This is a genomic window from Chitinimonas sp. JJ19 (assembly GCF_036961565.1).
Classification (GTDB): Bacteria; Pseudomonadota; Gammaproteobacteria; order Burkholderiales; family Chitinimonadaceae; genus Chitinimonas.
This window is the reverse complement of sequence record NZ_JBAMDD010000016.1, coordinates 85,107-98,407: the sequence shown is the minus strand read 5'-3', so window position 1 is coordinate 98,407 and position 13,301 is coordinate 85,107. Positions and strand designations below refer to the sequence as shown.

At 60.2% G+C, this 13,301-nt stretch carries 9 protein-coding genes; 7 read left to right on the top strand and 2 right to left on the bottom strand.

Translation table 11 applies throughout. The features are described from left to right. Window positions 1-91: 91 nt before the first annotated feature. Together V7714_RS17425 and V7714_RS17420 are read right to left on the bottom strand one after the other, a co-directional pair. Window positions 92-2,287 carry a carbohydrate binding family 9 domain-containing protein gene (locus V7714_RS17425; protein WP_335710852.1) on the bottom strand — a complete coding sequence of 732 codons (2,196 nt, stop codon included), beginning with the start codon at window positions 2,285-2,287 and terminating at the stop codon, window positions 92-94. A gap of 165 nt (window positions 2,288-2,452) precedes the next feature. After that, a complete protein-coding gene (locus tag V7714_RS17420) occupies window positions 2,453-2,938 on the bottom strand; it encodes a YajQ family cyclic di-GMP-binding protein (RefSeq protein WP_284197386.1) in 486 nt (161 codons plus the stop codon). Window positions 2,939-3,042: 104 nt separating this feature from the next. On the opposite strand from V7714_RS17420, the gene V7714_RS17415 reads away from it, so the two are divergent. The 7 genes from V7714_RS17415 to V7714_RS17385 all read left to right on the top strand — a co-directional run bounded on the left by V7714_RS17415 (window position 3,043) and on the right by V7714_RS17385 (window position 13,275). Further along, the gene (locus V7714_RS17415; RefSeq protein ID WP_335710851.1) at window positions 3,043-4,539 is read left to right on the top strand and encodes a glycoside hydrolase family 13 protein; all 1,497 of its coding nucleotides are present in this window, start codon (window positions 3,043-3,045) and stop codon (window positions 4,537-4,539) included. Between the two features lie 116 nt (window positions 4,540-4,655). Further along, window positions 4,656-5,948: a GGDEF domain-containing protein gene (locus V7714_RS17410; protein ID WP_335710850.1), complete on the top strand. Its 1,293-nt coding sequence runs from the start codon at window positions 4,656-4,658 to the stop codon at window positions 5,946-5,948. A 225-nt stretch (window positions 5,949-6,173) separates the two neighbouring features. After that, window positions 6,174-7,169 (top strand): hypothetical protein, encoded by a 996-nt coding sequence (locus V7714_RS17405; protein WP_335710849.1) that lies wholly within the window; start codon window positions 6,174-6,176, stop codon window positions 7,167-7,169. A gap of 108 nt (window positions 7,170-7,277) precedes the next feature. Further along, window positions 7,278-8,417, top strand: coding sequence for a flagellar biosynthesis protein FlhB (gene flhB / locus V7714_RS17400; protein ID WP_335710848.1), 1,140 nt, complete (start codon window positions 7,278-7,280; stop codon window positions 8,415-8,417). A 221-nt stretch (window positions 8,418-8,638) separates the two neighbouring features. Further along, complete coding sequence (gene flhA / locus V7714_RS17395; RefSeq protein ID WP_335710847.1) at window positions 8,639-10,720, top strand: flagellar biosynthesis protein FlhA; 2,082 nt, start codon at window positions 8,639-8,641, stop codon at window positions 10,718-10,720. A gap of 74 nt (window positions 10,721-10,794) precedes the next feature. Next, window positions 10,795-12,378: a flagellar biosynthesis protein FlhF gene (flhF, locus tag V7714_RS17390; RefSeq protein WP_335710846.1), complete on the top strand. Its 1,584-nt coding sequence runs from the start codon at window positions 10,795-10,797 to the stop codon at window positions 12,376-12,378. Between the two features lie 6 nt (window positions 12,379-12,384). Further along, window positions 12,385-13,275 (top strand): MinD/ParA family ATP-binding protein, encoded by an 891-nt coding sequence (locus tag V7714_RS17385; RefSeq protein ID WP_290331650.1) that lies wholly within the window; start codon window positions 12,385-12,387, stop codon window positions 13,273-13,275. Window positions 13,276-13,301: the final 26 nt, after the last annotated feature.

Genomic DNA, 13,301 nt, shown 5'->3' with positions numbered 1-13,301 from the left:
GGCGAGGTCATCACCCCAGTCCTACACGCCATGCAGGCTGCACTACCGTAGGCAAGGTAACCGGGCTGAACGCCCGGCTACCTCGCCCTGCTTACAGCGTCCAGGAACCTTTCACGAACAACTCGTTCTGCTTGCGCTTGCCGCCGTCATCGCGGTTATCTGCCAGGGTGGCGCCCACATATACCGCCTTGCCCAGACCTTGCTGATGGGTATACACCAGCGACCAAGTATTGCGCGTGTCATCGCGGTTCACCGCACCCGTATAGGCGAGGGGATTACGCTCGACCTTGGCATGCTGCCAGATAAATCGGGCCGTATCGCGGGCAGTGAAGTGCCAGATCGAATTCCACTGGTAAGCCAATTCGGAGTAAGCCCTTTCCTTGGTGACCGGGCCGCCATCAACCCAAACCTTGTCCAGCACCTGCTCCACTTCCAGCCGTTCATGCAGGCGCATACGGGCGAATAGCGAGACATACCCACCCTTGCCTACCCGGCTGTTCTCGTAATCAATCTGGTCCCCTAGTTGCACTGTGGCGGTCAGCCGGTTCAACAGCTTGGACGGCGCACCATCTGCAAACAGATGCACATAATCACGCTTGAGCAAGGGGCCTCCTGCCTCCAGCCGAGTTTGCTGATTGGGCCGCCACTCCAGGTTGTAGAAGCTGTCATACGGCCCTGCCAGGAAAAGGCCAGGACGCAGCGTGCTGAACACCTTCTCCCCCTCCCTATCCTCTACATACTCGGTGTTCAGATACGGGTTGGTTTCACGCCAGGCACCGGCATGCTCGAATATCAGGTTCATCTCGCTATAAAAGCTGCGTACCCCAGTCTGGGTGATGAAACCATTGTCCGCCCGAAAGTCGCGCCCGATATCGCGTACCTGTGCGTAGAGACTCCAAGCGGCAGTCCGGTTATTGATGTCAGCGTAGAAGGAATGACCGTCGCGCTTGTCACCACGCATCAGGGCATCCGCAGCACTGTCATACAAGGCCGTCGTCTGGCTGGCCAACAATTGTGTGCGCACGCGTGTCGTGTCATCGACCTGCCAGGCCAAATCTCCACCTACCACCCGGTTATAGCCCCGGCCATGTTCCAGGCTGCGATCGGTAAACACGCCGCCCAACTGGGCACTACCCAGCCGCAGGCTGCCACGGGCAATGGTCGCCTGTGACTTGAAGCTTTGCTGGGCATAACCATTACCATACGCGCCCGGCACCACCACCAACCCGCCACCGTCATCACGGGTCGTCAGTACCGTCGCATCGGCAGACTCCCCACGCCAGGTGGCACGGGCGCCCCAAGCCGGGTCGGTAATGGCTCGGCTATGAATGGCGCGCGTGGGTCCTTGCAGCAGGTCGGCCCCCTCTAGAAAGAATGGCCGCTTCTCCGGCAAAAAGACGGCAAAACGGCTGTTGCCCGCCAGCACCGGCGCATCGAGTTCCACCTGGGAGAAATCCGGGTTCAGTGTCAGATCCAGCACCCAATCCGGCCGTGGCCGCAGCTTGATGTCCACTGCCAGATCCACTTCGTTCTTGTGCGTCTTGCTGCCATTGGCGTGGGTCTTCTCGGCCCGGCTGGCCAGTATCTGCGGTGTAATGCTCCAGTTCATGGCTTGCTGGGGCGGTGTCATGCCCGTCAATGGCATGCTGTAGCACAGGAAGCAATTGGTATCACCAGGCGCCTCTCCGCTGGTTAGCCGATAGCGGTCACCGCGCGTCAGGCTACGCAACACCATAACCTTCCAATCCTTGCTGCCGCCGTTGTAAGCCAGTGCCGAGAAAGGTATCCGCAGCTCCGCCGTCCAACCGGTATCGGTGCGGCTGGCAGCGGCCTCGAAATCGTAGTCGGGTGAAAAATCCTCGCCCCCCGTATCGGTAAACATGCCGTCACCCACAGCCCCTCGCGGATTCACCCGAAAGAACTGTGCGGCCTTGCCATCGCCGGCCGGGTCCAGATAGAAAACAAAGAAGTCCTGATCACCCAGTACCTTGTCCCGGCGGCTGAAAGGCTCTCGCACCTCCTGCGGCTTAGGGTCTATCGCTTCCAGCGCCACATAGAGATACTGCTTGTCATAGGCAATCCGCATGGCCGTGGGCTGTTCGGCCGGACGCTTGTCACGCGGTGTGTGCTCATAAAAGGTGTCGTAACGCTGGGTAGTCTGCCAGGCTGCATCATCAAGCTTACCGTCCAGCTTGATGCCTTGCTGTGCACCCAGTTGCAATGCGTTGATGGCCGCCTGGCCAGGTAGGGCAAATGCCAGGGCAAGGGCATAGGCGAGCTTGTGCATGGAACTCCCGAATATTGTTTATACCGTTGGAAGCGCGACAATACCGATCACCTTGAAAAGCATCGCCGCCGAGGCGACAAAGCGCAATCGGCGGCGACAACCGGGCAATCCGGGCGATGGGCTGCAAGGCACTGGTGCACATTGCCGCCCCAACAGATCAGCTAATCAATCACGGAAGTTCTGGTACTGCAGCGGAAACTCCTCAATCGACTTGCGAACCAGCGCAATGGTGTCCTGCAGCAAGTCCCGCTTGGCTCCACTCACCCGCACGGCATCACCCTGTATGCTGGCCTGTACCTTGATCTTGGAGTCCTTGATCACCCTGACGATCTTCTTGGCCAATTCAGTCTCGATACCTACCTTGACGGTAATGACCTGCTTGACCTTGTTGCCGCTGATCTTATCTATCTTGGCTTCGTCCAGGCAGCGCACATCTACATTGCGCTTGGCCAGCTTGGCCAACAGAATTTCCTTGACCTGCTCCAGCTGGAAATCATTGTCGGCAAACACCGTCAGCGTCTTCTCAGCCTGATCGATGCGGGCATCCGAGCCCTTGAAGTCAAAGCGATTGCCGACTTCCTTGTTGGCCTGCTCCACGGCATTCTTCACTTCTACTTCGTTGACCTCAGACACAATGTCGAAAGACGGCATAATTCGCTCTCCATAAGACCGGCAGGCAGTATTCGCGCAAGACCTGAATACTTGGCAAGCTGGCGCTGGTTACCAATAAAAAACTGATTTTACCCGAGCACGCCATGAATACACCTGTCCAGCTTGATGATTTCACCCGCCAGACCGCCAGCCAGGTGGTCTACCAGATATTCCCGGAGCGCTTTGCCATAGGCAATGGCCTCAACAGCGCCGACAAACTGGCTCAGGCGGCCTACGACATCCCCGGCGCAGTCAAGCGCGGCTGGGATGAGTCCACGCTCAACCAGCCATGGGGACAGCAGTTCTACGGTGGCGACCTCGATGGCATCACCGATAAGTTGGACTACCTGGCCGACCTGGGCATTACCGGTGTCTACCTCACCCCCGTCTTCAGTGCCCCCAGCAATCACAAATACGATGCCACCGACTTTTTCAGCATCGACCCCATGTTTGGTGGCGAAGCCGCCCTACAGCGCCTGATCAAGGCATTGCATCAGCGTGGCATGAAGCTGACGCTGGACGCCGTGCTCAACCATGTTTCCGACCAGCATCCCTGGTTCCTGGCCGCCCAGGCGGGCGACCCAGAGAAGCGCGACTGGTTTACCTTCCGCGCTGATGGCAGCTACCTGTGCTGGCAGGACTACGGCCTGATGCCTGAGCTCAACCTGGCCAACCCGGCAGTGCGCGATGTGCTGTATCGCCAACCCCGTAGCCTGGTACAGCACTGGCTGGGCCAGGGGGTAGACAACTGGCGCTTTGACGTCGCCCAGGATGTCGGCATCCCCGTTGCCAAGGAAATGGCGGCCTGCGTGGCAGAACACTACCCGCAGGCCAGCCTGCTGGGCGAACTCAATGGCTACTCCGCCAGTTGGTTCCAGGCGGGCGGCGGCTTCCACGGCATGATGAATTATTGGTATCGCACCGCCATACTGGCATGGCTAGCGGGCGAGATCGACGCAATACAAATGAACCGCGCCGTCGCGGATGCCCGCGAGGGCTACGGCCTGAAGGGCTTGCTGTGCTCGTGGAACATGCTGTCCAGCCACGACACGCCAAGGCTGATCACCACCGTTGGCAGCATAGAGAAAGCCCGCGTGGCGCTATTGATGCAATTGACACTGCCCGGTGTGCCCTTGATCTACTACGGCGAAGAAATCGGCATGGAAGGGGGCGCAGACCCAGATTGCCGCCGCCCCATGCGTTGGGACGAGTGTGAGTGGAACCCATCCCAGCGCGCCTGGGTCAAGCAGCTAATCAGCATACGCCAAGCCAATCCAGCCCTGCAGTATGGCGATGTCACCGTACTGGGCGATCGCCTGCCCGGCAATGCCCTGGTGTTCCTGCGCCATACCGAGGTGCCCGGCCAGGCCGCCCTGGTGATTGTGAATCTGTCCGACAAGCCGTTGCAGACCCGACTGCTGCTGCCGTATTCGCACTGGTACGATGGTGTCCCATTGCGCGATGCAACGGGACAGAGCGCCGACACCCGGGTACAGGCTGCCAGCGTGCAACTCGACATCGCACCGCAGGGTAGTGCGATATATGAGGCCTTCGAGCCATACTCGAACTACACTTTCTTCAAGCCGCGCAATTGCGCTTGATACAATTGTCATAAATGGGCTGCCGGATACGGGTTTCCCGATTCTGGCAGTCACCATAAAAAATGGCGCCAAGCTGCCCCACCATGGCGAGGCCAGGCGAACAGAGGCAAAGATAGATGGCGGACACCACATCCCTATATAAACGCAAGGTCTACTTCCTGGCACAGACCTTCTTTATCAAGGACAACCAGGCAGAATTGCTGCTGTGCGCACACAAGTACGACTTTGACATCCAGTTCTTTGACCAGATGGCCGAGTTTGTCCGCACCGCCTTGCAGGCAGACCCGGAAGACCTCTACGTGGTCGATCTGGACGTGCTCTACAACATGCAGCTGGACGACAATCGCACCATGTTCCTGGGCGACCTGCTCCGCCGCCTGCCCCAGCAGCACCACTATGTTTATTTGCAGACAGAGAAGCAGAGCGGCCGCTTCCTGCTGCAAAAGATGCTGGTAGACAACAACTGCCTCGCCTACGCCGAAAAACCCATTGCCAACGACGTGCTGGTCGACAAGCTGTTCAACCTGTTTGCGCAGCGCAAGCGTGATGAAACCAGCGTGGTGCTCTATCTGGGCGATCAGGTGCGCTTCGATACAGCGCTGCTGGCAACACAGCAGGTCAACCTGATACACCACCCCGATGTGCAGACCCTGCACCTGGCCGTCAAGCAGATGCAGCCTGACGTGGTGGTGATAGAAGATAGCCACTACCTGCGCACCGAGGTCATCGCCAGGGTGCTCAAGAAGAATATCGAAGTCGATCCCAGCCTCGAGATTGTCCTGCTGCAAACCAGGCCCGATACCGCCCTGGCCCGCAAGGCGACGGACAGTGGTTTTGACCAGATACTGTCGCTAACCGACAGCGATGTCCTCACCCATCAGTTGCTCAACCGTATCAGCAAGATACGCACAGACAAGAACCTCATCAGCAAAGACCGGGCAACTGGCCTGCTCAACAAGATAGGCTTCAAGAAGCGGGCCCAGGATGTCATCCGCCGCGCCAGCCGCGACAAGGTCACCCTTGCCCTGGCGGTTATCGACATCGACAAGTTCAAGACCATCAACGACACCTGGGGGCACTACTTTGGCGACATCGTCATCAAGCGGCTATCGCTGGTAGTCGGTGCGCACATGCAGGAGAACGACCTGCTGAGCCGCTTTGGCGGCGAAGAGTTCGTCATGCTGCTGTGGGACTGCACCTTGCAGACCGCCCGCGAACGGGTAGACAAGATGCGCCTCGCCTTTGGCGATATTGCCTTTGAAGTCTCCAATATCGAAACCCGCCATTTCTCCTTTAGTGGCGGCTTGGCGGCCTACCCTGCGCTCAAGACCGAGAACGAATTGTTTCTGTATGCCGACGAGCAGTTGTATGAGGCCAAGCAGAGTGGACGGAATCGGATTTGCGGTTAAAGCCCTGTTAAAGAGTTCCACCGGCGTTGTTGCGCAAGCCCCCTGTGATTAGGCCTCTCCCTCACAAGGCGCGCGACGAATGGCCGCCCCAGCACGGTGCATACTGCTCAGGCTAAGGGTAGAATGCGCGCCAATTTGCCCCGACCCTCCGACAACGATATTCGGGCAATCAGCGGGTCTGCTCACCTATCGGGTGCAGACCAGTCCATCTGTAGTGGAGATCCCATGCGTCAACTGATACTGGCCGCCCTGCTGGCCACCGCCGGCATGCCGGCATTTGCTGCAACGGCCAAGGCACCTGCCAAGCAAGCTGTACAACTGGAAGTCAAGGTAAGAGACCTGTCGCCACTGTTCCTGGATTTCTACAAGGTAGCCAGTGCGCCTGTCGTCCAGGCACCTGCCGCGCCCGCCGCGCCTGCTGCTGATGGCAAACAGGCAGCTCCGGCCGCCCCCGCCGTACCTGTCGAGAGTGAGAGCGATCGCCGCTGGCGCTTGTTCAAGAAGATTTATAACGTGAGCGCGCATGAAGACGATGCAGCCACCCGCGCCGCGCTTGAGGCCGCCTGGCCTCGCTATGCGGCCGCTCTACCGCAGATCAATGCAGGATTCGACGGCATCGCAGCGGAACCCGCCGATGCCATTGACGCCCTGTCAGCTCAGTACTTTCTCGACAAGCCTTTCTCGGTACGCTGGATCACCTATGTCGGCGCTTTTGAAGGTCGTGTCTGGAGTCAGGAGGCCGATGGCATAGTCAACGTCAACCTGCCGCTGGAAGTCGACGCCAAGACCCGTGCCCTGCCCCTGCATCGCATCCTGTCCAAGGTCATGCAGGACAAGAACGCCCATTTCGGCAGCCAACCCCGCAACCTGGCTGAGCTGCTGATCTCCGAAGGCGTGCAGGCACACGTACTGCGCAGCACCGTGCCCGGCCATACGGTTGAGACTTACCTCAACCTGAGCACCGAGCAAGTGGCCCAGGTAAACAGCAATCGCAAGGCTACCATCAGCAACATCATCACCAAGCTGGGCGATGGCTCGGCCGCCACCTTGGCTAACTACACCGGCGAACATTTGGCCCAGACCCGCTACGTGGGCTGGCTGCTGGTCGATTACCTGGTGAAGAAGCAAAAGGCCCGCTATGCCGACCTGATCCGCCAGAAACCTGCCGATCTGGTCAAGGCAAGTACCAAGGCACTGGCTGTTATCAACGCTGGCAAGTAAGCTGGTAGTGCCGCAACGCTGATCCGACAGACACGGTCTGCAGCCCAAACTGCAGACTGTGCCTAGGCAAACAGTTAACCGGCCTACCCACTCCAGCTTGATGGTGCCATGGCAGAAGATAGCGATCTAGAACGCACAGAAGACCCCAGCCCCCGACGGCTGGAAGACGCACGTAACAAGGGTCAGGTCGCCCGCTCGCAGGAACTCGTTACCTTCTCGGTACTGATGACCGGCGTGGTCGCCATGATCAGCCTGGGCGGCTCCATGCTGGAAGCGCTGAAGCGCATCGTCAGCCGCAATCTGCAGTTTGATCGCGCCACCCTGGGCGATATGGATCAACTACTGGCACATTTCTCCCAGTCCGCCTTCGATGGACTGATGGCCATACTACCCTTCATGGCTTCCACGGCAGTCGCCGCCATCCTCGCCTCCATCGTGCTGTCGGGCTGGCTGTTCACGTTTGAAGCCCTCACACCCAAGTTCGACAAGCTGAACCCCATGACGGGCATAGGCCGCATCTTCTCGGTGCGCAGCCTGGTAGAGATGGTCAAGGCTGTACTCAAATCCTCACTGATCGGCGGTGTGGCCATACTCACCATCTGGTCCGAAAAGGAAGAAGTCATCCAGCTGATCGCCATGCCGCCGTTCGAGAGCCTGGCCTATCTTTACGAGATCGTGAAATTCACCCTGTTGGTGGTGGTGGGCTCCATGGCACTGATTGTCCTCATCGACGTGCCCTTCCAGCTGTGGGAGTACAAGCGCAACCTGCGCATGACCAAGGAAGAGGTCAAGCAGGAACACAAGGAATCGGAGGGCGATCCCCAGGTCAAGGCCAAGATACGCCAGCTGCAGATGCAGGCCGCCCGCCAGCGCATGATGGCCGAAATACCCAAGGCCAATGTGATCGTCACCAACCCCACGCACTATGCCGTGGCCCTGCAGTACGACGAAAAGAAGATGAAAGCCCCGCGCGTGGTTGCCAAGGGCTCTTTCCTGCTGGCGGAACGCATTATCGAGATAGGCCGCGACAGCAAGGTGCCCATACTGCGGACCCCACCGCTGGCACGGGCGCTCTATCACCATGCCGACCTGGGCGAGGACATTCCTACACCGCTGTACACGGCGGTGGCCGAGGTGCTGGCCTATATCATGCAGCTCAATCACTTCAAGCGTCATGGCGGCCACGAGCCCGAGCTGGCGAAAGAGCTGCCGGTACCGACCGAGCTGGACCCCGGCGGCGAAGCCTGATCCAGGCCCTGGCGATACCGCTGCAATGGCCGGTGCCACCATCTCCCCGCGGCACGCTGCAAAGGCATATTGCTGCGCCCGCATGCTGGGTTTTTACGCACTCAATTCACACCAACTGCATTCCCTGCGTGACAAATACAAAAAAATGAGATAATTCAAAGAAGAAGCGCAGTTTCTGAAACTGCTTTATCAAGATTCAAAGGCGACGGTAGTACAAACCCATGTTTGCACGGCTTAATTTATCCTCGCTGGCCGGACCCATCATCGTCCTGATGGTGCTGACGCTATTTATCCTGCCGCTACCGCCGCTCCTGCTCGATCTCTTCTTCACCTTCAATATCGCGGTGGCCATCATCGTGCTGATGGTGGCCATCAATACCAAGGAACCACTGGACTTCTCAGCTTTTCCAGTCGTCCTGCTGATGACCACGCTGTTGCGGCTCGCGCTGAACGTCGCCTCCACCCGCGTCATCCTGACCTCGGGTCATGGCGGCGAAGCGGCAGCAGGCAAGGTGATCGAGGCATTTGGCCATTTCCTGATCGGCGGCAATATCGCTGTCGGTATCGTCGTGTTCGTCATACTGACCATCATCAACTTCGTGGTGATCACCAAGGGTGCTGGCCGCATCGCCGAAGTGAGCGCCCGCTTCACCCTGGACGCCATGCCGGGCAAGCAGATGGCCATCGACGCCGATCTCAACGCGGGCCTGATAGGCGAGGACGAGGCCCGGCGCCGCCGCAAGACCATCTCCCAGGAAGCCGACTTCTTCGGCTCCATGGACGGTGCCTCCAAGTTTGTGCGGGGAGACGCCGTTGCCGGCATCCTGATCATTGTCATCAACCTGGTAGCCGGAATCATCGTGGGCATGCTGTCGCACGACATGCCATTTGCCCTGGCCGGCAAGACTTACACCCTGCTTTCCATTGGCGATGGCCTGGTGGCCCAGATTCCCGCCCTGATCATTTCGACCGCAGCAGGCCTGGTGGTATCACGCGTCGGTGATGACAAGGATCTGTCCGAGCAGTTGCTGGGCCAGCTGTTCTCCAAGCCCACCACCCTCTATGTCACCGCCGGCGTCATCGGCCTGTTCGGCCTGATACCCAATATGCCCCATATTGCCTTCCTGCTGATGGCGGCAGGCCTGGCTGGGCTGGCCTATTACATGGAGCAACGCGCCAAGGTCAAATCCGAGGAAGTGCCACAGGAGGTCCAGGCCGCCGCACAGGAAGCCCAGCGGGCACAGGAACAGCAAGCCCAGGAAGTCGGTTGGCATGACGTGTCGGCAGTCGACCCTGTCGGCCTGGAAGTCGGCTATCGCATCATTCCGCTGGTCGATCGCAACCAGGATGGCGAGTTGCTCCGCCGCATACGTGGCATACGCAAGAAGATCGCGCAGGATCTCGGCTTTCTGGTTCCGCCCATCCATATCCGCGACAATCTTGAACTCAAGCCCAATGCCTATCGCATCCAGCTGAAAGGCGTCGATGTCGGCAATGGCGAGGCCTACCTGGGGCAGTTCCTGGCCATCAACCCTGGTCGCGTACTGGGCCCCCTGCCTGGCACTCCTACCACCGACCCCACTTTTGGCCTGCCCGCCATCTGGGTCGATGCCCACCTCAAGGAGCAGGCACAGTCACTGGGCTACACCGTTGTGGATGCCAGCACCGTGGTGGCGACCCATATTTCCAACCTGCTGCAAAGCCACGCCTCCGAGCTGCTCGGGCGCGAGGAAGTCCAGCAATTGCTGGACCATACCGCCAAGGAATCGCCCAAGCTGGTGGAAGACCTGGTGCCCAAGGTGGTACCGCTCAACATCCTGCAGAAAGTGCTGCAGAACCTGCTGGACGAAAGCATGCATATCCGCGATATGCGTACCATTCTGGAAGTGCTGGGCGAGCATGTCACCAAGACCATGGACGTGGACGAACTGACTTCGGCTGTCAGAGTAGGCCTGGGTCGCGCCATCGTGCACCAGCTGTTCCCTGGCGAAAACGAACTGCAAGTCATTGCGCTGGACCCTGGCTTGGAGCAGGTCTTGCTGCAGGCCAGCCAAGGTCGCGGCGGCGGGCTGGAACCCGGCCTCGCCGAGACGCTGCTGCAGCAGGCCAGCCAGTTGACCGAGCAGATGGAAAACCAGGGGCTTAACAGCGTGCTGATCACGCCCGCCCAGTTGCGACCCTTGCTCAGCCGCTTTCTGCGCCGCTCGATTCCGCAGTTCAGGGTGTTGGCGCACAGCGAGATACCCGACAACAAAACCATACGCATCATAGGCGTACTGGGTGGCCGTGCAGCGGCTGCCTGACACAGCAGGTGGAGTGTGAACCGGAAGCCCGGTAATGCACCATAAGAAAGAATCGACCAGCAAAGGACAGGATCATGGTCGTCAAGAAATTCCAAGGGGCCAGCACCCGAGAAGTACTGAAACAGGTACGTGATGAGCTGGGGCCAGACGCACTGATATTGTCGAACCGGCAACTGCCGGACGGGCATATCGAGATCATGGCCGTCTCTGACACCGAGGTAGCCAGCCTGGGTAGCAGCAGCCTGGCCGCCAAGCCGACACCACGCGCCACGCTGACGCCACCCAAGGCACCAGCGGCAGCCAATCGCGCCGTGCAACGCACCTATGCCTTGCCGCCCGAGTTGGACGATGATGACGAGGAGCCCACGCTGGCTGACATCCGGCCACCGGTACGTCCTGCTGCCAACACACCAACCATGATGGCCATGCCGCGCCTGGGCGGCGACGTTGTGCCGGACGACCACCCCGCCGTGGTCAGCCCGACCAGCTTTACCCCGCGCTATCGCTATGAACCGCCCGAGCCGGAGCAAGCACAAGGCCACAGGGTGGAGCCTACCCTGGCGCCGGCCGAGGCTGCGCCGGCTACCGCACCGGCTTATGCCCCCCCTCCGGCCCCGCCTGCCATCACCCGCGAGCCGGTGCACCCCGTGCCGGATATGAGTGAGCACGGCAAGAAGATAGAAAACATCAGCCATGAGGTGGAAGACATCTCCAGCGAGATCAAGATGTTGCGCAGCCTGCTGGAAGGACAGCTGGCCGGCCTCGCCTGGAACGAACTCAAACGCCATGCACCTGAGCGGCTGGAGGTGCTGCGCCGCTTGCTGAGCGTAGGCTTCAGCCCTGCCCTCAGCCGCCAGATCGTTGAGCACATGCCCAGCGGCTACAGCACCGAGCGCGGCATGAAATGGGCGCGCACTGCCTTGCAACATAACCTGCCCACCGTCGGCCCAGGCGCCGATATTGTCGAGGCCGGCGGTGTGTATGCCCTGGTAGGCCCTACCGGCGTAGGCAAGACCACCACCGTCGCCAAGCTGGCTGCGCGTGCCACCCTCAAGCATGGCGCAGCCAAGGTCGCCCTCATTACTACCGATGGCTACCGGATAGGCGCGCAGGACCAGTTACGCATCTATGGCAAGATATTGGGTGTACCCGTCTACGCCGTCACGGACGAAACCGACCTGGCACAGACGCTGGCAGACCTGCGCAACCGCCACCTGGTCTTGATTGATACTGTCGGCATGGGCCAGCGTGACCAGCGCGTGGTCGAGCAGATCGCCCTGCTGGCAGGCCAGACCACCCCGGTAAAGCGTTTGCTCCTGCTCAGCGCCAATGCCCAGGGCACCACCCTGGACGACGTGGTACGGCGCTACCATGGCGAAGGCCTGTCCGGCTGCATCTTTACCAAGACCGACGAGGCCTTTTCGCTAGGCAGCGGCCTGGATGTCATCGTGCGTTACAAGCTGCCGCTTTACTACATTACCAATGGCCAACGGGTGCCTGAAGACCTGCACGTGGCCAGTGGCCTATATCTGGTAGACAGGGTCTTCAAGACGCCGCCCGAAGCCCCGGCTTACCGGCTCAAGAACGAGGAGTACCCGCTGTTTCTGGGGGCGCAGCAACCGTCGCTGGACTTTTCCTGGCGAGAAGCCGCCGCCTGATGTGCCATGGATAGGCTCAACAATATCGTTACCACGGTAGCAGCCGACCAGGCAGCCAGCTTACGCAAGCTGGTAGGCGGGCCCGGTGGTCGGGCGGTGGCCCTTACCGGTGGCAGCGGCACGGGTGTAACCACGCTGGCGCTCAATCTGGCTGCCGCGATATCGGCACAGGATATGCGCGTCCTGCTGCTGGACGAGGACGATAGCCGGCACAATGCCATCAACCGCCTGCAACTGCGCCAGCGCTATGCCTTCGAGCATGCCGCCGGGCGCGAAGTCCGGCTGGATGAACTGCTGCTTTCCGCTCCCGGTTTCGAGCTGATGCCCATCAAGCTGTCCGCCCCCCTGGCAGGCCACCTGCCCCCCGGCCGCGCCAATCAATTGGCCGACGAATACGACTCCCTGGTCGCCCGCATAGACTGGGTGCTGGTAGATGCCCGCCCGGTTGCCGACGACAACGCGCCTGGCCTGGCCTTGTCGGCGGACGAGGTCATCGTCGTCATCACCCCCTCGGGTGAGTCGATCACGGCGGCCTATGCCGCCATCAAGCGCTTGCATACCGAGTATGGGCGCCGTGATTTCCGCCTGCTGGCCAACCGGGTACGTACGCTGGACACCGCCATGGCCCTGTTCAAGCGGGTCAAGGAAGTCGCTGGCCGCTATCTGGATGTCAAGATGAAGCTGGTCGGCTTTGTCCCCGAGGACGAACAACTGGCTCGTGCCGACAAGCTGGGCCAACCGGTAGCCCATGCCTTCCCGCAAAGCGAAGCCAGCATCGCCTTCGCCCAGCTAGCCGCCGCCATGCGGCGCTGGCCCCGCAAACCGGGCAGTGCCGATAGGGAGAACCTGCTCTACCGCGCACTGGATGTCAGCCGCCGTCTGAGCAGCCTGCGCTAGCACACCCCGCAAAACCATGTTGCCAC